This window comes from Arthrobacter sp. MA-N2, from assembly GCF_000517125.1.
Classification (GTDB): Bacteria; Actinomycetota; Actinomycetes; order Actinomycetales; family Micrococcaceae; genus Arthrobacter; species Arthrobacter methylotrophus.
In genome coordinates this window covers 581,756-605,268 of record NZ_KI912156.1, presented here as the reverse complement: position 1 = coordinate 605,268, position 23,513 = coordinate 581,756, and the positions used below count along the sequence as shown (strand labels likewise).

15 protein-coding genes and 3 rRNA genes are annotated in these 23,513 nt (G+C 61.0%); 6 read left to right on the top strand and 12 right to left on the bottom strand.

The features are described from left to right. Positions 1-4 precede the first annotated feature (4 nt). From A3M3_RS0121125 to A3M3_RS0121115, 3 genes are all read left to right on the top strand, one after another. Positions 5-868: a phosphate ABC transporter ATP-binding protein gene (locus A3M3_RS0121125; RefSeq protein WP_028268004.1), complete on the top strand. Its 864-nt coding sequence runs from the start codon at positions 5-7 to the stop codon at positions 866-868. Beyond that, the gene (locus A3M3_RS27135; RefSeq protein WP_051423446.1) at positions 869-1,591 is read left to right on the top strand and encodes a class F sortase; all 723 of its coding nucleotides are present in this window, start codon (positions 869-871) and stop codon (positions 1,589-1,591) included. Positions 1,592-1,771: 180 nt separating this feature from the next. Continuing rightward, a complete protein-coding gene (locus A3M3_RS0121115; RefSeq protein WP_331280375.1) occupies positions 1,772-2,191 on the top strand; it encodes a hypothetical protein in 420 nt (139 codons plus the stop codon). Positions 2,192-2,213: 22 nt separating this feature from the next. On the opposite strand, the gene dhaM is transcribed toward A3M3_RS0121115, so the two are convergent. The 9 genes from dhaM to lysS all read right to left on the bottom strand — a co-directional run bounded on the left by dhaM (position 2,214) and on the right by lysS (position 12,549). Beyond that, the gene (dhaM, locus tag A3M3_RS0121110; RefSeq protein ID WP_028268002.1) at positions 2,214-2,909 is read right to left on the bottom strand and encodes a dihydroxyacetone kinase phosphoryl donor subunit DhaM; all 696 of its coding nucleotides are present in this window, start codon (positions 2,907-2,909) and stop codon (positions 2,214-2,216) included. Then, the gene (dhaL, locus tag A3M3_RS0121105; RefSeq protein WP_028268001.1) at positions 2,906-3,556 is read right to left on the bottom strand and encodes a dihydroxyacetone kinase subunit DhaL; all 651 of its coding nucleotides are present in this window, start codon (positions 3,554-3,556) and stop codon (positions 2,906-2,908) included. Before dhaL ends, dhaM begins: the two co-directional genes overlap by 4 nt. Positions 3,557-3,558: 2 nt before the next feature. Further along, positions 3,559-4,560 carry a dihydroxyacetone kinase subunit DhaK gene (dhaK, locus tag A3M3_RS0121100; RefSeq protein ID WP_028268000.1) on the bottom strand — a complete coding sequence of 334 codons (1,002 nt, stop codon included), beginning with the start codon at positions 4,558-4,560 and terminating at the stop codon, positions 3,559-3,561. Between the two features lie 152 nt (positions 4,561-4,712). Further along, the gene (locus tag A3M3_RS0121095) at positions 4,713-5,222 is read right to left on the bottom strand and encodes an amino-acid N-acetyltransferase (protein ID WP_028267999.1); all 510 of its coding nucleotides are present in this window, start codon (positions 5,220-5,222) and stop codon (positions 4,713-4,715) included. A gap of 22 nt (positions 5,223-5,244) precedes the next feature. Next, positions 5,245-7,347: a S9 family peptidase gene (locus A3M3_RS0121090; RefSeq protein WP_028267998.1), complete on the bottom strand. Its 2,103-nt coding sequence runs from the start codon at positions 7,345-7,347 to the stop codon at positions 5,245-5,247. 149 nt (positions 7,348-7,496) lie between these two features. Continuing rightward, a complete protein-coding gene (locus tag A3M3_RS0121085; protein ID WP_028267997.1) occupies positions 7,497-9,989 on the bottom strand; it encodes an ATP-dependent Clp protease ATP-binding subunit in 2,493 nt (830 codons plus the stop codon). Between the two features lie 373 nt (positions 9,990-10,362). Next, a complete protein-coding gene (locus A3M3_RS0121080) occupies positions 10,363-10,689 on the bottom strand; it encodes a histone-like nucleoid-structuring protein Lsr2 (RefSeq protein WP_028267996.1) in 327 nt (108 codons plus the stop codon). A 151-nt stretch (positions 10,690-10,840) separates the two neighbouring features. After that, entirely contained in the window at positions 10,841-11,017 is a 177-nt protein-coding gene (locus A3M3_RS28625) for a hypothetical protein (RefSeq protein WP_197023346.1), read from the bottom strand. A 2-nt stretch (positions 11,018-11,019) separates the two neighbouring features. Next, a complete protein-coding gene (gene lysS / locus A3M3_RS0121070) occupies positions 11,020-12,549 on the bottom strand; it encodes a lysine--tRNA ligase (RefSeq protein WP_028267995.1) in 1,530 nt (509 codons plus the stop codon). A gap of 100 nt (positions 12,550-12,649) precedes the next feature. Between lysS and A3M3_RS0121065 the strand changes: the two genes are divergently transcribed. Genes A3M3_RS0121065 through A3M3_RS0121055 form a run of 3 tightly spaced genes read left to right on the top strand, consistent with a single transcriptional unit; the run spans position 12,650 to position 15,267 of the window. Beyond that, positions 12,650-13,543: an alpha/beta fold hydrolase gene (locus tag A3M3_RS0121065; RefSeq protein ID WP_028267994.1), complete on the top strand. Its 894-nt coding sequence runs from the start codon at positions 12,650-12,652 to the stop codon at positions 13,541-13,543. Between the two features lie 4 nt (positions 13,544-13,547). Then, positions 13,548-14,402 (top strand): alpha/beta fold hydrolase, encoded by an 855-nt coding sequence (locus A3M3_RS0121060; RefSeq protein WP_028267993.1) that lies wholly within the window; start codon positions 13,548-13,550, stop codon positions 14,400-14,402. 31 nt (positions 14,403-14,433) lie between these two features. Further along, entirely contained in the window at positions 14,434-15,267 is an 834-nt protein-coding gene (locus A3M3_RS0121055; protein ID WP_028267992.1) for an alpha/beta fold hydrolase, read from the top strand. Between the two features lie 360 nt (positions 15,268-15,627). Here the strand turns inward: A3M3_RS0121055 and rrf are convergent. The 3 genes from rrf to A3M3_RS0121040 all read right to left on the bottom strand — a co-directional run bounded on the left by rrf (position 15,628) and on the right by A3M3_RS0121040 (position 21,120). Next, a 5S ribosomal RNA gene (rrf, locus tag A3M3_RS0121050) occupies positions 15,628-15,744 on the bottom strand. A gap of 170 nt (positions 15,745-15,914) precedes the next feature. Next, positions 15,915-19,052, bottom strand: a 23S ribosomal RNA gene (locus tag A3M3_RS0121045). 542 nt (positions 19,053-19,594) lie between these two features. Next, positions 19,595-21,120, bottom strand: a 16S ribosomal RNA gene (locus A3M3_RS0121040). Together the 16S, 23S and 5S rRNA genes form the textbook arrangement of a ribosomal RNA operon. Positions 21,121-23,513 lie beyond the last annotated feature (2,393 nt).

Here is a 23,513-nt window from a genome sequence, read left to right as displayed (position 1 = left end):
CCTCATGACCATGCCATCATCCCCCGGCCACGCTCTGGCCGTTTTCGATCCGCCCGAGGGCGGGGACTTCCAGGATCCGTTCGCCGGCAGCGAGGCGGCCGAACTCAACGCGGAGTCAGTCAGCGCCTGGTTCGGTGAGCGAAAAGTCCTGGACCGCGTCTCCCTGAACATGGCCGCAGGACAAGTAACAGCCCTGATCGGTCCCTCCGGCTGCGGAAAATCCACCTTCTTGCGGATCCTCAACAGGATGCACGAAATGGTGCCTTCGGCTTCGCTGGCCGGCAAGGTGCTGCTGGACGGCTCGGACATCTACGATCCAGGCCGGCAGGTTACCCTCGCCCGCCGGAGTATCGGCATGGTCTTCCAGAAGGCCAATCCGTTCCCTGCCATGTCGATTTATGAAAACACCGTCGCTGGCCTGAAGCTCGCGGGGATCAAAGCCGGCAGGGCCGAAAAGGACTTCCTCGTGGAGGATTCGCTGCGCAAGGCATCCCTCTGGGAAGAGGTCAAGGACCGGCTGCACCAGCCCGGCGGCGGACTGTCAGGCGGCCAGCAGCAAAGGCTCTGCATCGCCCGCTCCCTGGCAGTTTCCCCGCGCGTGCTGCTGATGGACGAACCCTGCTCGGCGCTGGACCCAACGTCCACCCGCCGTGTCGAGGAAACCATCGCGTCGCTTCGCGGACTTGTCACCGTCGTCATCGTCACGCACAACATGCAGCAGGCCGCGCGCATCTCCGACAACTGCGCGTTCTTCCTTGCAGCACAGAATTCCCCCGGTGCGATCGTGGAGCACGGCCCAACTGATGCCATGTTCCACTACCCCCAGGACCCGCGCACCAGCGACTACGTGAACGGGCGTTTCGGGTAGATGCGAAGAGCAACCTCACCTACCGCCCGCGCACGCCACCGGATCCGAAACCTTGCCGCCGGTGTCTTGACCACACTGGGCCTGACCATTGTGCTCATTTACGGAATTCCCCTCATGACGGGGGCCCAGCCGTTGCTCACCGTCCCCGGGCACAGCAGCGAACCAGTGCCGCCATCCGCCGGCACGACAGATACAGTGCCCCCCGTGGTCAGCACCCCGGCGGAGGCAGAGGCGGCGGCAACCCGAGAATTGGAACGGGCTCCCGCCGGACCGGGCCAGCCAGTGCGGGTGCAAGTGCCGAGGCTGGCCCTGGATATTCCGGTGTTACCCATGGCGCTGCCCGCCGACCACCGGGTCAATCCGCCCTCCAACGGCTTCGCCTATTGGATCAGCGATTACGGCCCGGCAGGGCCCGGAGCCACAAATACCACGTATCTCGCCGCTCACTCGTGGAACCTCGGCTACGCAGCGTTCAACGCTCTGATGGACATCCAAGCCGGCGCGGGCCGGGTGCAGCCCGGCGACGCTGTCTTGGTCACCACCCTCGAGGGCGTCACCCACTATACGGTCACCTCTACGGCCGGTTACGCGAAGTCCACCCTGGAGTCAAGGGATGACCTATGGGCCGTCGTGCCCGGGCGGCTGGTGCTCCTGACTTGCTTCCAGCTGAACGACGCCGGTGCCACACAAAACTATGTCGTTTACGCCAAGCGAACGGACTAAAAAGTATCTGCGTCCCACCGGTCCTTAACCAAACTGCCATGGTCATAACGATGTGCCTGCCAGTTGCGGGCATCCCGTTCCGGGCATGGCGCAGCGGGATACCCTCAAATTATGCGCAGGTTGTGGGCCGCTATCGCATTAAGCACGACGGCGGCACTCTGGTCAGGCTGCCAACCTCAAGTGAGCGCGTGCCCGGCAATTGCCGTTGCCCCGGTGGTGTCCCTCACGGTTGCGGCAGACTATGCACCCATGGTCAAGACCATCCATGTGAAAGCCTGCCAAGACGGGAAATGCCGTGAGGCTGAGTTGGAATTGCGCCCGGGCAGTGTGTCGGTCCCGCAATCCTGCAGTCCCGAACCCAGCGCGGCCTGCTCAGCCGTCTCGTCCCCGGACGGTACCCGCTACGGTGCCCTGAGCATGGGGACGTTGACGGCATCGCCCATCACTGCCGAAGTAACCGGCTCGGACGCAACCGGCGGAATCTTGCCGGTCAGGACACTGGACTTTAAACCCAAGAGCGCCAAGCCTTGGGGCGAGCAGTGCCAGACCGTCATCACAGCGAGCCTCCTGCTCGATGCCCACGGCCTACGGCAGTCCTGAGCCCAGAAGCCCCGCGCCCGCCTCACATCTCGCCGAATCCCTCTTCCACGAGGCGCCTGACGTAATCCACGGCTTTCGATGAATCCTTGCCCCACGCTTCGACTTTGAGCTTGCCGCCTTGGCCCACGGCGAGGCTCATGAGTTCCATGACGGATGTGCCGTCGACGCCGTTCACCGTTGCCTCGACGTCCATGCCAGCGAGTCCACCGGCAATTTTCGCCGCGGGCCTGGCATGCATTCCCATCGGGTTGATGAGCTCGAATTCACCGCTTTCCGCCGGTTCACCCTTCCCTTGGGATGGTGGCGGCCCCGCGGCATCAAAAGCGGCGTCCGGCCCGAATCGGACCGATTCCGCGGCCGCCTTCACGGCGGCGGCCAGGGCACCACCTTGCGTAGCCACGGCGGCCGCAACGAGGCCTTCCACCAAGGGTGCGTCGGCAAGGAGGACTTTGTCCGGCTCGGTACAGAACTCCGTCGCTGATTCTGCGGTCATGACGGCGGACCCAAGGTCCGCCAGGACCACCAGGCCATCTCCTGAAGCCTCCGTAAGACCTGACTCGAAGGCCGCTATCGTCTTCTCCAGGTCCGTGCCGATCCGGCCATCGGCCGTGCCACCAACGGCATAGAACTTCACATCGGGGGCCATCTGGGCAGCCAATTCCACTGCGCCTTCGGCGATTTTCCGGCTGTGCGAGACCACCACCAAGCCGACCGTCATTCAGCAGACCCTTCGGGGAACCCGGCGGCAGTGGCGGCTGCGCGCAACAGCAATGCCGACGATACGGCCCCGGGATCGCGGTGACCGGCGCTGCGTTCACCGAGGTAGCTCGCGCGTCCCTTGCGGGCAATGAGGGGATCCGTAGTCACGGCTCCCACTTCTGCAGCCTCGGCCGCAGCAGCCAGCACCGCCACCGCATCTCCACCATCGGCCAGGACCTCATCCGCCGCTTCCACAGCGGGGGACCACGCATCCACCATCGTTTTGTCTCCCAGTTCCGCCTTGCCTCGGGCAACAATTCCGTCGCGGGCCGCAGTCAGTGCTCCGGCGAGCGCAGCGGCGTCGATTTCCGCAAGTTCTCCCAGAGACGTAGCTGCGCGAAGATACGCGGTCCCGTAGAGCGGACCGGCGGCGCCGCCCACCTTGGACATCAGCGCCATCGCGGCAAGCTTAAGTGCCGCGCCAGGTGTTTCCGGTGGAGTTTGGCCCAGTTTCTCTATCACGGCCCGGAATCCGCGGTCCATGTTTTCGCCGTGGTCCGAGTCGCCGATCGCACGGTCCAAGGCAATCAGCTCCTCACGATGCTCGGACATGAGCCGCGCGGAGAGCGTCAACCACTGAACCGCCCAGTCGACCCCTAAGTCCACTGTCACATCCCCCAACGCAGGGCCGGAGTGTGAACGGGGGCATCCCAAAGGGCCGTTAGTTCGTCATCGAGTCGCAGCACCGAAATGGAGCAGCCCTGCATCTCCAGCGATGTGACGTAGTTGCCCACCAGCGAGCGTTCCACTTTGGCCCCTCTTTCCGCGAGGATCTGGGCCGCGCGGCGGTACACAATGTACAGCTCACTGAGGGGCGTGCCACCCATTCCATTCACAAAGAGCAGCACTTCTTCTCCGGCTTTGATTCCCAGATCTTCCAGCACGGGTTCCAACAATCGGCTGGTGATGCCGTCGGCGCTCTCCATCGCGATCCGGTGCCGGCCCGGTTCGCCGTGAATGCCAATGCCGATTTCAATTTCGTCTTCGGCAAGCTCGAAGCTCGGTACGCCGGCATGTGGCACGGTGCATCCGGAGAGGGCCACACCCATGGTGCGTACGTTGCGGACAACCCCTTCCGCGACACCCGCGACGGCCTCGAGGGAATCCCCCCGCTCAGCGGCTGCTCCGGCAATCTTTTCCACCAGCACGGTTCCGCCCACGCCACGGCGGCCTGCCGTGTACAGCGAGTCTTCCACCGCGACGTCGTCATTGACGAGAACCGAGCGGACGCTGATTCCTTCGGCCTGGGCCATCTCTGCCGCGGTCTCGAAATTCAGGACGTCGCCGGTGTAGTTCTTCACAATGTGTAAGACGCCCGCCCCGGAATCCACTGCCGCGGTGGCCGGAATGATCTGGTCCGGCGTAGGCGAGGTGAAGACGGCGCCGGGCACGGCGGCGTCGAGCATTCCGTGCCCCACAAAGCCGGCATGAAGCGGCTCATGGCCGCTCCCCCCTCCCGACACAAGTCCCACTTTGCCAGCCACCGGGGCACCTTTTCGAACGATATAGATGGGGTCCGTGTGGACATCCACGAGGTCGGCATGGGCCATGCCAAAACCCTCGACGGACTCGTCCACCACCGAACGGGGATCGTTGATGAGCTTTTTCATGGCGCGCTCCTGATGCGTTGCTGGTAGGTGATTTGACCCTACTACCAGCGCCCCGGGCACGGTAGGGGATTGCTCCCCGGAGAGAAAGCTGCAGCCCGGAAAAACCGATGGCACAGGCTCCCCTGGCTAAGAACCAGGAGAAGCACTCGAAGCTAGAGGACCTTGATCATTCGGGTGTTTCCCAAGGTGTTGGGCTTCACCCGGGCCAAATCGAGGAACTCGGCCACGCCTTCGTCGTGGGAGCGGAGCAGTTCCGAGTAGACCTGGGGGTCGACGGCGGTCTGGTCTGCCATGACTTCGAATCCGTGGCGCTTGAAGAAATCCACTTCGAACGTCAGGCAGAAAACCCTGGCAACTCCCAATGCTCGCGCGTCTTCCAAGAGCTGCTGAACAAGGACGTGGCCCACGCCCTTGCCCCGCCAACTGTCTTCCGCCGCCAAAGTGCGCACCTCGGCCAGATCTTCCCACATGACATGCAAGGCCCCGCAACCGATCACCTCGCCGTCGGACGACTCGGCGATCCGAAACTCCTGAAGGCTCTCGTAGTAGGCCACGGTTTCCTTGGCCATCAGGATTCGCTGCTCTGCCAGCGGTGCCACAAGCCTCTTAATCGCGGCAACGTCACCGGTGCGGGCAGGGCGGATACTGAAGGTCGAAGTCACAGCCCTATCCTATGTGCACCCCCTATAGCCCGAGCTCCTCGGGAACGGGGATGTCCTGTCCGAGCACCTGCTTGGCCAGGAAGTGCTCCACGACGCCGTACCAGACCTTGGCGTGCTGCGGCTGCAGGATCCAATGGTTTTCGTCCGGGAAGTACAGGAAACGGTGTTGGGTCTCGCCGTTCTCGTCGGCCGGCAGCCCGGAGCTGGAAAGCAGCTCGTACCAAAGCCTCAGCCCCTCGCCGATTGGCACCCGGTAGTCCTTGTCACCGTGGATCACCAACATGGGGGTTTCGATCTTTTCGACATGGAGATGGGGTGAGTTTTCCATCGCCATCTCGGCGGTCATTTCCTTGAGCCAGTACTGCGAGGCATCCGTGGTGGGCCCAAACTGGTCCAAGGCCCACAAACTGGCGTGCGTCACGATCGCCTTGAAACGATCCGTCTGGCCCGCCACCCAGTTGGCCATGTATCCGCCGAATGATCCGCCCATTGCGGCAGTCCGCGTCTGGTCAATATCAGGCCGGCTGACCACCGCGTCAGTAATGGACATGAGGTCCGTAAACGGCGCTTTGCCCCATTCGCCCCAACCGCGTTGGATGAATTGCTGTCCGTACCCGGTGGACAGTGCGGGGTCCGGGAGCAGCACGGCGTACCCTTTCGACACGAGCAGCCAAGGATTCCACCGCCACGTCCAGGCATTCCACGAGCCCAAGGGACCACCGTGGATCCACAACAGCAGGGGCACCGGGTTTGCCTCCGATGCTCCTTCCGGGAGCGCGAGGTAGGCCGGAATGCGCGATCCGTCAGCCGCGTTGGTCTCCACCCGCTCCAACGAGCCTTTGATCGCTGGGCGTTCGGCCGGCGCAGGAAGCCGCTCGACGTCCCCCGTGCCAAGGTCGATCCGGACGGGCTCCGCCGGGAATTCATATGAGCTGCGCAACGCGAACGCGCTCAGCCCGTCCGGAGAAACCACGACGTCGGTGTACGCCGCCGTGTCTTGTGTGACGCGGGTGACCGTACCGTCGGCGAGGGCGACCCGGAAAACCGGCGTGGCGCCGTCGTCGTCGGCTGTGACCAGGAGCGAGCGCCCATTCGGAAGCCAAGCCGCCGGACTGCCCCAGCGGTCCCAGCCGGGCGCGAGCGGTTCGAAGTCGGTGTTCTCTCCCGCCGCGACGTTGAGGAGATGGAGTTTGACCTCGGGCGCCTTCCCGGGAGTGCTGTCGCTTTCGCTGACGACCGCAAGGATGTTGTTATCAGGGCTGACCGGGCCCGGGAAATAGCTCATTCCCTCATGATCAAGGAGCACCTTGAGGGACCCTGAGGCAACGTCGACGGCGGCGAGCACAAAGCGTGTATCCGCCTTCGCGAGCGGCTTGGCGAGGCTCGTATAGATCGTCTTCCCGTCCGGACTGACTACTGCCCGGGTGTTGCGGAGGTTGCCGCCGACGCCCGGAGTCAGGTTGCGCAGCTTCAGGGGCGCGGTAGCGTCCACGGTCGCTGGCTTTCCAGACTCCGCAGCATCCCCGCTTTCCACGGCAAACAGCCGGGGCTGGGCCGGGCCGAGATCGGCGTCCCAATAGCGGACCGGGTACCCCGTGTGAAGAATGGCCGCCACTTTGTTGTCCTTGCGGCTCTTCCGCCGCGCCTCGTCGTTTTCCTCATCGCTTGAACCGGCCAGGACCGAAGCAGTGACGAAAGTGGCATCCGCGGCCGATGCGGCCATGACGCCCCCGATGCCGCCAGAACGGGAGTGCACCACCCGGGCCTCGCCACCGTCGGCAAGCAGAAGCCACAATGCGCTCACGGGCTCGGTTTCGGGGCTGTCCGGGTCGGGACGGGCGGAAGTGAAATAGAGATCGCCGTTTGCCGCAAATACCGCACCGGTCTCGCCCTTGGCGCTGCGCGTAATCCGGCGCGCGTGCTTTCTTCCGGCTGGATCAAGCTCCCAAAGAGCCGTGACGTATTCAGTGCCTTTGGCATTAAGGGTGGAAACCGTCGTGACCAGGCGGTTTCCGTCTGGACTAAGGGCCAGGCCGCTAACCCGGGGGATGGCCAGGTAGTGGTCCAGATCGTGGAACGGAGTTTCGGGTTGTTCACTCGGGGTCTCTGAGGCAATCGAATCCATGCTCCGATTCAACACGTAATGTGGGACAGATCACAGAAGGTTCACTATGAGTGAAACAGTTATTTCAGACCTGGGCCTTTATATGGCCCGGGAACGCAAAAACCCCGTCCGCTCCTTTTCGGGAGGGGACGGGGCTCTTGGTTCGAAACTTACGCGCTCGGAGCGATTTCCGGGATGCGAGGCTTGGCGTTGCCCGCGAAGGTGAACTTCGCTTCATCGCCTTCGCCGTCCACGTCGACCACCACGATGTCACCCGGGTGCAGTTCGCCGAAGAGGATCTTCTCGGAGAGCTGGTCCTCGATCTCGCGCTGGATGGTGCGGCGCAGCGGCCGGGCACCCATGGCGGGATCGTAGCCACGGGTCGCCAGGAGGACCTTGGCGGCCGTGGTGAGCTCGATCCCCATGTCCTTGTCCTTGAGGCGGCCCTCGAGGCGCGTGACGAACAGGTCCACGATCTCGATGATCTCGTCCTGCGTGAGCTGCGGGAACACCACGACGTCGTCAACGCGGTTGAGGAACTCGGGGCGGAAGTGCTGCTTGAGCTCTTCGGTGACCCGTGCCCGCATCCGGTTGTACCCGGTGGTGGTGTCCGTGCCGGACTGGAAGCCCGTGGCCACGCTCTTGGAGATATCGCGGGTGCCCAGGTTGGTGGTCATGATGATCACCGTGTTCTTGAAGTCCACCACGCGGCCCTGGGAGTCGGTCAGGCGGCCGTCTTCCAGGATCTGCAGCAGCGAGTTGAAGAGATCGGCGTGGGCCTTCTCCACTTCGTCGAACAGCACCACGGAGAACGGACGACGGCGGACCTTCTCGGTCAGCTGACCACCCTCTTCGTAGCCCACGTAGCCCGGAGGTGCACCGAAGAGACGCGAAACCGTGTGCTTCTCGGAGTACTCGGACATGTCCAGCGTAATGAGGGCGTCCTCGTCACCGAACAGGAATTCAGCCAGCGCCTTGGCGAGCTCGGTCTTGCCGACGCCGGTGGGTCCGGCGAAGATGAACGAGCCACCGGGACGCTTGGGATCCTTCAGGCCTGCACGTGTGCGGCGGATTGCCTGGGAGAGGGCACGGATGGCCTCGTCCTGGCCGACAACCCGCTTGTGCAGTTCTTCTTCCATCTTCAGCAGACGGCTGGATTCTTCCTCAGTGAGCTTGAAGACCGGGATACCCGTGGAGTTCGCGAGAACTTCGGCGATCAGCTCTTCGTCCACCTCGGAGATATCGTCCATACCGCCGGACTTCCAGTTGCGTTCCTTCTCGGCACGCTCGGCAATGAGCTTCTGCTCCTTGTCGCGCAGCGAGGCGGCACCCTCGAAGTCCTGGGCGTCGATGGCCGATTCCTTCTCCATCTTGACCTCGGCGATGCGCTCATCCATGGCCTTGAGCTCCGGCGGAGCCGTCATGCGGCGAATGCGCAGGCGTGCACCGGCCTCGTCGATCAAGTCGATCGCCTTGTCCGGCAGGAAGCGGTCCGAGATGTAGCGCTCGGCGAGCGTTGCCGCAGAAGCAAGGGCGCCGTCGGTGATGGTCACCCGGTGGTGTGCTTCGTAGCGGTCACGCAGGCCCTTGAGGATCTCAATCGCGTGCGCGACGGAGGGTTCCTTGACCTGGATCGGCTGGAAGCGGCGTTCCAGAGCGGCATCCTTCTCGATGTGCTTGCGGTACTCGTCCAGGGTGGTGGCACCGATGGTCTGGAGTTCACCACGGGCCAGCATCGGCTTGAGGATCGATGCGGCATCGATGGCACCCTCGGCAGCGCCGGCACCCACCAGCGTATGGATCTCGTCGATGAAGAGGATGATGTCCCCGCGGGTCCGGATTTCCTTCAGGACCTTCTTCAGCCGCTCTTCGAAATCACCACGGTAGCGGGACCCGGCCACGAGGGAACCGAGGTCAAGCGTGTAGAGCTGCTTGTCCCTGATGGTCTCCGGGACGTCACCGCGGACAATCGCCTGGGCGAGGCCTTCGACGACGGCGGTCTTGCCGACGCCGGGCTCACCGATCAGCACGGGGTTGTTCTTGGTGCGGCGGGAAAGGACCTGCATGACGCGTTCCATTTCCTGCTCGCGGCCGATCACGGGATCGAGCTTGTTTTCGCGTGCAGCCTGGGTCAGGTTGCGGCCGAACTGGTCCAGCACCACCGAACCAGCGGGCGTGCCTTCCTGCTGGCCAGGTCCCGAACCGGAGCCCGCAGCCTCCTTGCCCTGGTAGCCGGAGAGCAGCTGGATGACCTGCTGGCGGACGCGGTTGAGGTCGGCGCCAAGCTTGACGAGGACCTGCGCGGCAACGCCTTCGCCCTCGCGGATGAGGCCAAGCAGGATGTGCTCGGTACCGATGTAGTTGTGGCCGAGCTGCAAGGCCTCCCGGAGCGAAAGCTCAAGCACTTTCTTGGCGCGCGGGGTAAAGGGGATGTGACCGGACGGGGCTTGCTGGCCCTGGCCGATGATCTCCTGCACTTGCTCGCGGACTCCATCGAGCGAAATGCCCAGGGACTCAAGCGCCTTGGCGGCAACGCCTTCACCCTCATGGATCAGACCCAAGAGGATGTGCTCGGTACCGATGTAGTTATGGTTGAGCATGCGTGCCTCTTCTTGGGCAAGCACAACAACGCGACGGGCACGGTCCGTAAATCTCTCAAACATTTCGCCACACTCCTAGCTACGACGTACTTTGATGCTACGTGGCAACGCAGGAATTTTGGGGCGTGTTCGCCACAGGGGAAACATGCCGTGGCAGGGAATAAGTTGACACATGCCATCAACGAAGTTCAGGACACACGTGGAGACTGCATCCGGGGGCTTGGCCAAGCAAGCGGAGTCGCGCCGCCACCCCCGCGAGCCGGCCCACCGCCGTCGTTCTTCCCGGCAAACGTCGCGTCGACATTGTGAATATCCACGTCCGGCTCCAAGCCCCGCCGGATAGTGCCGCGATACTGCCAGCTCCACGAGCGAGCTGCGAAACTGATGCGGAAATGACAATACCCCGGCCCTCGGGCCGGGGTATTGATACTAGGTGTCAGGAATTGGCCTTCTGGTAGGCTTCCTGAATTTCAGCCTGAATACGGCCACGGCTGTTTACGGTATAACCGTTCTCGCGGGCCCATTGACGGATCTGTGCGGAGTCCTGATTTCTCCCCGCGGCAACACGACTGCGCGTTGCGCGACCGGTGGAGGTCTTGCGTGCCTTGGCTACAAACGGCCCAAGGGCGTCCCGCAGCTTGGCCGCGTTAGCACTGGACAGATCCATTTCGTAACTGACTCCATCGAGCCCGAAGCGGATAGTTTCATCCGCGGCGCCCTCGTCCAGGTCGTCAACGAGGATAATTTTGACTTTCTGTGCCATGAATGGACTCTCTTTTGGAGGTGTCGGATATGCAGAATAGCTGGACTGCTAATTAATGATTATCGTCCAGGTCATGGCACCTCGTCAAAGAGAACGTCAAAGAGATCGCCTAAGGCGCTATTAAATCCTGTGGAGCAGCCCCAAGAAAGGGCTAATTGGCAGGTGTTGAACCGTCGCCAGTCGGCTTCGATATTCCGAATCCGGCTTCTTCCTGCGCGCGGGCTTCTGCTTGGCGCTCTGATTTGTCTGCGTTGAAGATAGCCTTCATGGCAAACCAAAAGAGCAGCCCGACCACGACGGACGGTGCAAGAACGGCAATGTATTCCATGGTCAGTGACCTTCTGGCTTGAGGAGTGGGAACAAGATGGTTTCCCGGATGCCTACTCCGGTGAACAGCATGACCAAGCGGTCGATGCCGAGGCCGATGCCGCCCATGGGCGGAGCACCGTACTCAAGGGCTCGCAGGAAGTCCTCATCCAGCTGCATGGCTTCGACGTCGCCCGCGGCTGAACGGCGCGACTGCTCCGTGAGGCGTTCGCGCTGGATGACGGGGTCAATCAGCTCAGAGAATGCCGTGCCCCGTTCCATACCGCCGATGATGAGGTCCCAAGCCTCGATCAGCCGGCCGTCCTCCCGATGCGGGCGCGCAAGGGGCTGCGCAGAAGGCGGGTAGTTGTAGACGAAGGTGGGGTTGAGCAGTGTGGGCTCGACGATCTCGCCGAATAATTCGACCACAACCTTTTCGGCGTCCCACTTCGGATCCACTTTGACCTCGTGCCTGGCGGCAATCGCCTGCAACTCCGCCACCGAGGTGTCGGGGGTAATCTCCTCGCCAATCGCCTCGGAGAGTCCCGGGTAGACGGCAACCCAAGCCCATTCGCCGTCGAGGTCGATTTCTCCGGCATCCGTCCGGATGGTGCGGGTGCCCAAGACGTCCGCGACGTTCAGGATGATTTCCTTCATGCGCTCGGCCATGACGAACTGGTCTGCCCACGCCTCGTAGCATTCCAAGGTGGTGAATTCGGGGCTGTGCGTGGAGTCGACGCCTTCGTTGCGGAAGACGCGGCCCATGTCGTAGACGCGGTCGATTCCACCCACCACGGCGCGCTTGAGGAAAAGCTCCGTGGCGATGCGCAGCGTCATCTTCTGGTCGAAGGCATTCATGTGCGTCTCGAAAGGACGGGCCGTAGCGCCACCGTGGACGAGCTGCAGGATGGGAGTCTCCACCTCCACATAACCGCGCCGATCCAAAGTGTCGCGAATCGAGCGGATGATCGCAGCGCGGGTGTAAACCATTTCCCGGGCCTCATCGCGGACCATCAGGTCAACATAGCGCTGCCTGACGCGGGTTTCCTCGTTCAATTCCGCATGCAGCACCGGCAGCGGCCGCAGCGCCTTGGACGCCATGGACCAGGAGTCAGCCATCACCGACAGCTCTCCCCGCCGGGAGGAAATGACCTCGCCCTTGATGAAAACGTGGTCTCCCAGATCCACCAGCGCTTTCCAGTCGGCGAGCATTTCCTCGCCCACGTTTGCCAAGCTGAGCATGGCCTGAAGCCGCACGCCCTTCCCGTCAACCCCGCCTTCCTGGAGGGTGGCGAAGCAAAGCTTTCCGGTATTGCGCACAAAAACGACGCGGCCAGTGATACCAACGGTGTCGCCGGTGGTTTCGTCTGCCTGGAGGTGGCCGTACTTTTCGCGGATCTCAGCGAGGGAATGAGTCCGCTCAACACCCACCGGGTAGGCCTCTGTTCCGCGCTCGATGAGCTTGCTGCGCTTTTCCATGCGGATGCGCATCTGTTCGCTGGCGTCGGCCGGCTCTGCGGAGGTATGCGGGGAAGGGGTGTTTGCGGAAGTCACAATTCCCAAGTTTACCGGGGATTCCCTAGAGTTCCCTATCCACCTCCTGAGAGTTCCCCAGTCCTCCCCTTCTGCGTTCACGGCAACATAGACTCAGGCTGTGGAGACATGGACAGTTGAAACCGACGACGACGGCGGCCACCTTGAGGTGCATTCGTTCCGACCGGCGGCCGCGGCGTCCATTCCCGGCGCTCAAAGCGCAGCGGAAGGCCCCGGCGTCGTACTTGTTCATGGCACCTTGGTGACCGATGCGCTTTACTGGCCCTTCGCGAGGAACCTCAGCGTCCTGCTTGGCCGGCCGGTGCATTCCTACAACCGACGCGGCCGTGGCCGCTCGGCACCGCAACCGCCTGACTACTCCGCCGCGACGGAGACCAGCGATTTGCTTTCCGTCATGGAGGCGAGCGGATCCACAGATGTTGTTGGGCACAGCTACGGCGGATTCGTGGCGCTCCAGGCAGCGTTGCGCGCACCCATTTCACGCCTCGTCACGTACGACGCCGCTGTTTCCCTCTCCGGCAACTTGAACGGGCGCTGGCGACCCCAACTGGAAGCAGCCGTCACGGCCGGCCAACTCGACCATGGGTGGGCGCATTTGGTCCAGGGGCTAGGCACGGCCGGCCCTATTTCGTATTTGCCGCTGGGGGCCTTGCGAGTGATCAGCATCCTCTCCGCCAAGACGAGGTTGGGATCCGAGATGAGGGAACTGCTGCCGACGGCGGTACTGGAGATGCGGGCGATCATCGACACCGACTCGCATATTCAAGACTTTGCGGAGTTGAAAACGCCAACCCTGATGCTCAGCGGAGGGTGGAGTCCGGCGTACTTTGCCGAGATCGCCCGGCAGCTCGCGGATGCCGTTCCAGTGGTGGATTTCTCGGTAGTCCCCTTGCAGTTCCACGAAGGTCCCCTCAGGCCGGGGAAGCAACTCGCGGTCAGAATTGCCCGCTACCTGGCCCGAGCGAGGGGCGACGACAGCCCCGACCTAGGATAAAACGGTGAGAGAACGTGAGGTCCCAACGCCCGACGGCGGCAAACTCGCCTTATACAGTTACGGCTCGGTGGATGCCCCCGGAGAGCGCCGGGTGGTGCTCATTGGCGGCGCCTTCCTGACCGCACTCATCTACCGGCCTTTTTCCATGGCGCTGTCCAAGGGACTCGGCGAGGACTGGGCGGTCGACGTCTACGATCGCAGGGGCCGGGGCAGCTCATCGGAACTACCCGCAAACTATTCCATGGCCACGGAAATCTCGGACGTCCGCAGCATCATGGACGCAACAGGAGCCAGAAACCTCCTGGGCCACAGCCTAGGAGGGTCCGTGGCGCTCAACGCTGTCCAGGAGTTTGCGGGAACCAGCTACGAGCCGGACAAACTTGCTGTCTACGACGCCGCCGTGAATATCGACGGGAGCATGGACACCGGTTGGCTGGACGGCTTTGCCCAATCCGTGGATAGCGGGAAGGTGGGGCGCGCCATGGCCAGGCTGAAGCGGGGAATGCAACCCGGGACGGCCTTGGCCCGCATACCGGAGCCTATCTTGGCAGGACTCATGGCCGTCGTTTCCCACACCAAGGTCAATAAGATGCTCAGGGAACTCATGCCAACGGGCGTAGCCGAGCTCAAAGCCGCCTACAACGAGGCCGCACGCCCCCGGGACTTCTCCGTGCTTCCCCGAAGCACGCGGTTCATGGTCGGTAGCAAGAGCCCGGAGTACTACAAGGTCATCGCCGAGAGACTGTACGCAGCCGTCCCAGGAAGCACGATCGTGGTGTCACCGAAAGGCTTCCACGGGTCCATTCCAGCTGCCGTGAAGGAACTCGTGACGGACATTTCCAGCTATTTCAGGAACTGACGGAACCCTGCGGCTCCGTTAGGCTCGAAGCATGACGCGCGAGAACATCACAACGGCCGACGGCGGAACCCTCGAGCTCTTCACGACGGGCGGTGAGCGGGCCGCTGCCGGCTCCGGCGTCATCGTCGTGCCGGCCTCGATGGTGACCGCAGCAGACTACTCCAAGTTCGCCCAGAAACTCAGTGCTGCCCTTGGCCGACCCGTGCACACATTCAACCGCCGTGGCCGTGGCGAATCGTCACCACAACCCGAGGACTATACCCTGGACGTCGACATCCGGGATCTTTCCGAAGTCATGAAGCACACGGCCAGCACCGACGTCTTCGGCCACAGCTTCGGAGGCGCAGTGGCACTTCACGCGGCGCGCACGCTGCCCGTGGAACGCCTGGCGGTCTACGACCCCGCAGTCTCCGTCAACCACAGCGTGAAAGCCGATTGGACGAGCGAATACGAGCGCGCGACGGCGGCCGGAGACTTTGACCGTGGGCTCGCTGTTCTCGTGAAGGGCGTCGAAACGGAAGGCGCCTTCGCAAGGATGCCGCTGTCCATGCTGACGCTGGTCAACAAGCTAACCGCCGGGACCCCCATGGGCAAACAGATGCGCGAACTCATGCAGGCCGGCGTCCGGGAAATCAAGGCAGTCATCGCCGCTGACATGCCCGCAGAGCCCTTCCTCGAGCTCCCGCTCGAGACGCTCATTGTGGTGGGGGAAAAGAGCCCGGCCTACTTCGGAGTGGCCTGTGGCCAGATCCACGACGTCCTCTCCGGCTCGAGCTACACCATCCTGCCCGGCCACGGCCACGATGGAGTGATCAAGGCACCGGACAAACTCATCGCCGAGCTCTCGGACTTCTTCTCGGGCTAGACGCCCGCTCACGTATGCGCGGTTCCGGCCGGACGCCCGCTCACCTATGCCGGATTCCGGCCGGACGCCAGCTCACATATGCGCGGTCCCGGGCCCGACGCCGGCTGACGTATGCGCGGTTCGGGTCGGACGCCCGCTCACTTGTACGTGATGGAGGGTCTGGGTGAAACGCCCGATACGTGATGGAGGGTTGCTGGCAACCGGTGGATTGGTGATGGAGGGTTCGGGCCGGACGCCCGCTCACCTATAGGTGATGGAGGGTTGGGGTTCCGGGGGCCCGCGGGTTGGGGGTGTGGTTGGGTGGGTGGTTTAAATGGTTCAGGCCCCGACATGTGTGTCGGGGCCTGAACATTAATGGTTGTCCGGCGGTGTCCTACTCTCCCACACCCTCCCGGGTGCAGTACCATCGGCGCTGTGGGTCTTAGCTTCCGGGTTCGGAATGGGACCGGGCGTTTCCCCCACGCTATGACCGCCGTAACCCTGTTACCCGTCCCCCTTCGCCGTGTGGCGGGGGGTGGGAAGTCTGGTTACAACTTGTCCAAACCCGGTTGAGGGGTTTGGTGGTGTTGTTATTCGGTTGTTGGTTCCTGGAGCAACGGGTTTTGTTGTTCGGGAACCACATAGTGGACGCAAGCAGTAATGGTTGTGTGGTGTAAGTTATCGGCCTATTAGTACCGGTCAGCTTCAACAGTCTTTAGTCCTGTCTTCCACATCCGGCCTATCAACCCAGTGGTCTGGCTGGGGGCCTCTCACACACGAGGTGTCTGGAAATCTCATCTTGAAGCGAGCTTCCCGCTTAGATGCTTTCAGCGGTTATCCCATCCGAACGTAGCTAATCAGCGGTGCACTTGGCAGTACAACTGACACACCAGAGGTTCGTCCGTCCCGGTCCTCTCGTACTAAGGACAGCCCTTCTCAAATTTCCTGCGCGCGCAGCGGATAGGGACCGAACTGTCTCACGACGTTCTAAACCCAGCTCGCGTACCGCTTTAATGGGCGAACAGCCCAACCCTTGGGACCTACTCCAGCCCCAGGATGCGACGAGCCGACATCGAGGTGCCAAACCATGCCGTCGATATGGACTCTTGGGCAAGATCAGCCTGTTATCCCCGAGGTACCTTTTATCCGTTGAGCGACGGCCATTCCACAATGTACCGCCGGATCACTAGTCCCGACTTTCGTCCCTGCTTGAGATGTCTCTCTCACAGTCAAGCTCCCTTGTGCACTTACACTCGACACCTGATTGCCAACCAGGCTGAGGGAACCTTTGGGCGCCTCCGTTACTTTTTAGGAGGCAACCGCCCCAGTTAAACTACCCATCAGGCACTGTCCCTGACCCGGATCACGGGCCGAAGTTAGATGTCCAAAGTGACCAGAGTGGTATTTCAACGATGACTCCACCCGAACTGGCGTCCGGGCTTCAACGTCTCCCACCTATCCTACACAAGCCACTCCGAACACCAATACCAAACTATAGTAAAGGTCTCGGGGTCTTTCCGTCCTGCTGCGCGTAACGAGCATCTTTACTCGTACTGCAATTTCGCCGAGTTTATGGTTGAGACAGCGGGGAAGTCGTTACTCCATTCGTGCAGGTCGGAACTTACCCGACAAGGAATTTCGCTACCTTAGGATGGTTATAGTTACCACCGCCGTTTACTGGGGCTTAAATTCTCAGCTTCGCCTTGCGGCTAACCGGTCCTCTTAACCTTCCAGCACCGGGCAGGAGTCAGTCCGTATACATCGTCTTGCGACTTCGCACGGACCTGTGTTTTTAGTAAACAGTCGCTTCCCCCTGGTCTCTGCGGCCCCGATCCCCTCCCACCAGCAAGTGGTGTTCAAGGTAGGGGCCCCCCTTCTCCCGAAGTTACGGGGGCATTTTGCCGAGTTCCTTAACCATAATTCTCTCGATCGCCTTGGTATTCTCTACCTGATCACCTGTGTCGGTTTGGGGTACGGGCGGCTGGAACCTCGCGTCGATGCTTTTCTAGGCAGCATAGGATCACCGGATCCCCCCGAACGGGGGTCCCATCAGATCTCAGGAACGTCATCAAAGACACAGCGACGGATTTGCCTATCGCTGACCCTACATCCTTAGACCGGGGCAACCATCGCCCGGCCCGGCTACCTTCCTGCGTCACACCTGTTAATACGCTTACCTCCCGGGATCAGATCCCGCGCTCGGCCAAAACCCGCACACCACAAGGGTGATTGGGCAGGCTCCGGGCGGTTAGTATCCCCCGCTTGGCATGGGCGGTCCTTCGCCGGTACGGGAATATCAACCCGTTGTCCATCGACTACGCCTGTCGGCCTCGCCTTAGGTCCCGACTTACCCAGGGCAGATTAGCTTGACCCTGGAACCCTTGATCATTCGGCGGACGGGTTTCTCACCCGTCTTTCGCTACTCATGCCTGCATTCTCACTCGTGTAGGCTCCACCGCTGGTTTACACCGCGACTTCACCGCCCACACGACGCTCCCCTACCACTCCAGACGACTGAACCACGAAGGCTTGTCTACTATCTGAAATCCACAACTTCGGCGGTGTACTTGAGCCCCGCTACATTGTCGGCGCGGAATCACTTGACCAGTGAGCTATTACGCACTCTTTCAAGGATGGCTGCTTCTAAGCCAACCTCCTGGTTGTCTTCGCAACTCCACATCCTTTCCCACTTAGCACACGCTTAGGGGCCTTAGTTGGTGGTCTGGGCTGTTTCCCTCTCGACTATGAAGCTTATCCCCCACAGTCTCACTGCTGCGCTCTCACTTACCGGCATTCGGAGTTTGGCTGACGTCAGTAACCTTGTAGGGCCCATCGGCCATCCAGTAGCTCTACCTCCGGCAAGAAACACGCAACGCTGCACCTAAATGCATTTCGGGGAGAACCAGCTATCACGGAGTTTGATTGGCCTTTCACCCCTACCCACAGCTCATCCCCTCCATTTTCAACTGAAGTGGGTTCGGTCCTCCACGACGTCTTACCGTCGCTTCAACCTGGCCATGGGTAGATCACTCCGCTTCGGGTCTAGATCACGCCACTAACTCGCCCTATTCAGACTCGCTTTCGCTACGGCTACCCCACACGGGTTAACCTCGCGACGTAACACTAACTCGCAGGCTCATTCTTCAAAAGGCACGCCGTCACAACTACAAGGCTGCTCCGACGGATTGTAAGCACACGGTTTCAGGTACTGTTTCACTCCCCTCCCGGGGTACTTTTCACCTTTCCCTCACGGTACTGGTCCGCTATCGGTCATTAGGAAGTATTTAGGCTTATCAGGTGGTCCTGACAGATTCACACGGGATTTCTCGGGCCCCGTGCTACTTGGGATCCTCTCCAGGCGGTACACAACATTACGGTTACGGGGCTAACACCCTCTCCGGCCGGCCTTTCAAGACCGTTCACCTATGCCTGCACCCACACCCCACCGGTCCGGCAGAACCAGTACGGAAAGTCCCACAACCCCGCCCATGCAACGCCCGCCGGCTATCACACATGGAACGGTTTGGCCTCATCCGCGTTCGCTCGCCACTACTAACGGAATCACTCTTGTTTTCTCTTCCTGCGGGTACTGAGATGTTTCACTTCCCCGCGTTCCCTCCACACACCCTATGTGTTCAGATGCGGGTCACCAGATCACGCCTAAACGCCCCTGGCGGGGTTTCCCCATTCGGACATCCTGGGATCACAGTCCGGTTATCGACTCCCCCAGGCTTATCGCAGATTCCTACGTCCTTCTTCGGCTCCTAATGCCAAGGCATCCACCGTGTGCCCTTAAAAACTTGACCACACAAAGATCAAAAACTCTCGAAAGAACCAAACCACCGAAATGGCCGGGTTCATAAAAAAGAAATTGCTGTAAGACACGCAAACAAACACCAAAATGCCTGCCGCGCGCCTAGATGCTCGCGTCCACTATGTAGTTCTCAAACAACAACCCCGTACCACACACCCCGCACCAGCCCCCCACCCCCACAACAGGAACAGGAAACCACACGCACGAACCATGCAGCCAGGAAACCAGAAACAAACAAACCCGGAACAAACCAGACAACCCTCACAGGCCACCCAACCCCTCCCGGCCCTGTTGCCTCAGGACCCAACAGTGTGCCAAACACGAACACCAACACCCTCCCCGCACCCTTCCAGACCACCCCCCGCAAAACGAGGAACAACCGTACTAAGCACAGAAAAAACACCGGCCGCTATCTGCTGAAATTCCACCCATGAGCACCCACCGCAGAACGAACGCCTGCGCAATGGGCTTTGCTTCCACACACCCCCGAACCATCCATGCAGACAGCACAGGGGCAATAATGGTGCTCCTTAGAAAGGAGGTGATCCAGCCGCACCTTCCGGTACGGCTACCTTGTTACGACTTAGTCCCAATCGCCGGTCCCACCTTCGACAGCTCCCTCCCACAAAGGGGTTAGGCCACCGGCTTCGGGTGTTACCAACTTTCGTGACTTGACGGGCGGTGTGTACAAGGCCCGGGAACGTATTCACCGCAGCGTTGCTGATCTGCGATTACTAGCGACTCCGACTTCATGGGGTCGAGTTGCAGACCCCAATCCGAACTGAGACCGGCTTTTTGGGATTAGCTCCACCTCACAGTATCGCAACCCTTTGTACCGGCCATTGTAGCATGCGTGAAGCCCAAGACATAAGGGGCATGATGATTTGACGTCGTCCCCACCTTCCTCCGAGTTGACCCCGGCAGTCTCCTATGAGTCCCCGCCATCACGCGCTGGCAACATAGAACGAGGGTTGCGCTCGTTGCGGGACTTAACCCAACATCTCACGACACGAGCTGACGACAACCATGCACCACCTGTGAACCAGCCTCAAGAGGGGAACGCATCTCTGCGCTTTACTAGTCCATGTCAAGCCTTGGTAAGGTTCTTCGCGTTGCATCGAATTAATCCGCATGCTCCGCCGCTTGTGCGGGCCCCCGTCAATTCCTTTGAGTTTTAGCCTTGCGGCCGTACTCCCCAGGCGGGGCACTTAATGCGTTAGCTACGGCGCGGAAAACGTGGAATGTCCCCCACACCTAGTGCCCAACGTTTACGGCATGGACTACCAGGGTATCTAATCCTGTTCGCTCCCCATGCTTTCGCTCCTCAGCGTCAGTTAATGCCCAGAGACCTGCCTTCGCCATCGGTGTTCCTCCTGATATCTGCGCATTTCACCGCTACACCAGGAATTCCAGTCTCCCCTACATCACTCTAGTCTGCCCGTACCCACTGCAGAACCGGAGTTGAGCCCCGGTCTTTCACAGCAGACGCGACAAACCGCCTACGAGCTCTTTACGCCCAATAATTCCGGATAACGCTTGCGCCCTACGTATTACCGCGGCTGCTGGCACGTAGTTAGCCGGCGCTTCTTCTGCAGGTACCGTCACTTACGCTTCTTCCCTACTGAAAGAGGTTTACAACCCGAAGGCCGTCATCCCTCACGCGGCGTCGCTGCATCAGGCTTTCGCCCATTGTGCAATATTCCCCACTGCTGCCTCCCGTAGGAGTCTGGGCCGTGTCTCAGTCCCAGTGTGGCCGGTCACCCTCTCAGGCCGGCTACCCGTCGTCGCCTTGGTAGGCCATTACCCCACCAACAAGCTGATAGGCCGCGAGTCCATCCAAAACCGCAAAAGCTTTCCACCACCACCACATGCGCGGAGCGGTCATATCCGGTATTAGACCCAGTTTCCCAGGCTTATCCCAGAGTCAAGGGCAGGTTACTCACGTGTTACTCACCCGTTCGCCACTAATCCCCCCAGCAAGCTGGAGATCATCGTTCGACTTGCATGTGTTAAGCACGCCGCCAGCGTTCATCCTGAGCCAGGATCAAACTCTCCGTTGAAGTAAAACAAAAACAGACACAACCACCACCACCGGAAACAACGGCGACAGGGCTGCACAAAATTTGAAACCAGCTGAAAACCAGACCCCACCCACAAAAACAGACAAGGCCCGGCAAAATCAACCAATTCAATAAAAAATCGGTATCAACAAACTTGGCACACTATTGAGTTCTCAAACAACAGACACACCCGACACCACCCAAACCACACGGTCCAAGATCGCTCCGGAGCAACTTCCCAAACTTACCCAAATCATCATCACTTTGCAAATTGGCATTTCTACCAATTGCACAGGATCATCATTCGAATTCCTCCGAATTGCGGCGCACAAAGCGCAAGCTGTTTAGGCTCAATTCGAAGGGGTTGGTCACCCGTGGTTCCCAGCTCTAGGCTGTCTCCCTCGCGGCGACTTAGAAGACATTACACGCCTTCTTCGGGCTGCGCAAATCGGGCGCCAACACCAAAGCATTTACCGATCTGGTTTGGCCCGACACGCCGGGCAGTGCCTGATGGCGAGGACCTGATCGTGGGCGGAACCATGTCTCCCATGGAGCCTGAAGTGGGTCAGCAACAGTTAGCGCAGCAGCTCCTGGCCGGGCCAAGAGCAGGGAATTGAGCTCGTCGCCCCGGACGGGCTGTTGAACAGCCTGACGAAAGGTTCTGGCGACCGCTCTGGAAGCGGTAGCCAGACGAAGGAAATCCCGGCCCCCTTCGCCAACGTGTTCGGCGCTAAGGCCTCAAAGGGCACCTTCTCGGGGATCCCTGAGAACGTCATCGGCGAGATGACCGGATGGCAGAACCAACTGCTGGGCCCGGGGACGGCGGACAAGGGACCAAATTCTTGCTCTCGAGCCTGACTGAGATCAAGAAGCGGCGCGTCGAAGACATGGCATCACCGTCTGTGACGGGCTCAAAGACCTGCCGGACGCGCTCAACACGGTCTGGGAGGTGGAGTCCTCCGTCCAAAGGGGCCAGCGGTACCCCGCGATCACCCGCCTGGGAGAACGCCTGAAGCAGGTTCATGCAGTTCCTGGTGACAATGCCAATTTCATTTGAGCCCAAGTTGGTGCGAACTCGCAGTCTGGTCCGGACCCACGTTCAAGCAAGTCGAGGGATCGATCACGGCTTGATTTGAGTCGTCTGGTCGCGCGTGTGTTCGTCACAATCCAAGCGGCCTCTCCTGCCCGGTCTTTCCCGGCGGCAACAGGGACCTCCTGATCTGATGAAAAGGATGAAGAAGCCTGCTCCTGGGCTGCTCACGGAACTTTCCAGCGCGGTTCAGGGTCCCGGACAGATTCCGTGGGGGCTCACAAACGAAATGCACGGTACCTTGGAAGGCATTGCATTGCCGCTACGCCGATACGGGCGCGCATGGTTCCCATAGCCCAGCAAATGCCGCCCGTAGAAGCAGCGTAGCCATCGGTTGCGAACCATCCTGGCTGGCTCAACTTGCCTGACCAGCCTGCGGCGGTGATGATTGGCTCGGTATTGACGGTCGAAGTCTGGGTGAAGTTTCCGGGCTTGGGCCGTCTGCTTCTTCTGGCTGGCAACGACGGACGGGCTCCCGCTCGGGCCGGCCCGTGACGACTTCGAAAATTTTGCCTCTAACGCTCGCGACGAACAGGTTAACTGGGTGCTGCGTGAGGGCAGCGGCAAGCCCGCCCCACCGTCTGCTTCAACGGAAACGACACGGGGGCTAAAGAAGCTGGAGAACTCCTGCTGGACGTCAACGCCGTCAGCCTCCCGGCGAATCATTCCGGTCGGTGTTCTTTGCGATGGTGACCGAAACAGGCACGCCGTGAGCGCCGCTGGCTTTCGCTGAGCCGAGCGTGCCGACGGATCCTTGCAAATAGCTCCACTCTCAACTCCATCACTGCCTATCATCGTTGGACGAACAATCCCGATGAAATCAACGCTGGAGTGGGCCCGGTTCAAACTGCCGCAATCGCAACCAAACACCAACCGCGGATCCACCGTTAAACGGACACTCCTCCGGGGGAATCCACCCATACGTGATCGGGGGTTGCTGGCAACCGGTGGATTGGTGATGGAGGGTTCGGGTCGGACGCCCGCTCACTTGTACGTGATGGAGGGTTCGGGTCGGACGCCCGCTCACTTGTACGTGATGGAGGGTTTGGGTGAAACGCCCGATACGTGATGGAGGGTTGCTGGCAACCGGTGGATTGGTGATGGAGGGTTGGGGGGAAGCGCCCGATAGGTGATGGAGGGTTTGGGCCCGCGGGTTGGGGTTCCGGGGGCCCGTGTGGGGGGTGGTTGTGGTGGGGTGGGTGGTTTAAATGGTTCAGGCCCCGACATGTGTGTCGGGGCCTGAACGTTAATGGTTGTCCGGCGGTGTCCTACTCTCCCACACCCTCCCGGGTGCAGTACCATC

Bases quoted from the DNA above. Each gene is read 5' to 3' on its own strand.
- dhaK (WP_028268000.1), bottom strand. From the start codon at position 4,560: ATGAAAAAGCTCATCAACGATCCCCGTTCGGTGGTGGACGAGTCCGTC.
- A3M3_RS28625 (WP_197023346.1), bottom strand. From the start codon at position 11,017: ATGGAATACATTGCCGTTCTTGCACCGTCCGTCGTGGTCGGGCTGCTC.
- A3M3_RS0121080 (WP_028267996.1), bottom strand. From the start codon at position 10,689: ATGGCACAGAAAGTCAAAATTATCCTCGTTGACGACCTGGACGAGGGC.
- A3M3_RS0121055 (WP_028267992.1), top strand. From the start codon at position 14,434: ATGACGCGCGAGAACATCACAACGGCCGACGGCGGAACCCTCGAGCTC.
- A3M3_RS0121085 (WP_028267997.1), bottom strand. From the start codon at position 9,989: ATGTTTGAGAGATTTACGGACCGTGCCCGTCGCGTTGTTGTGCTTGCC.
- A3M3_RS27135 (WP_051423446.1), top strand. From the start codon at position 869: ATGCGAAGAGCAACCTCACCTACCGCCCGCGCACGCCACCGGATCCGA.
- A3M3_RS0121125 (WP_028268004.1), top strand. From the start codon at position 5: ATGACCATGCCATCATCCCCCGGCCACGCTCTGGCCGTTTTCGATCCG.
- A3M3_RS0121090 (WP_028267998.1), bottom strand. From the start codon at position 7,347: ATGGATTCGATTGCCTCAGAGACCCCGAGTGAACAACCCGAAACTCCG.
- dhaM (WP_028268002.1), bottom strand. From the start codon at position 2,909: ATGACGGTCGGCTTGGTGGTGGTCTCGCACAGCCGGAAAATCGCCGAA.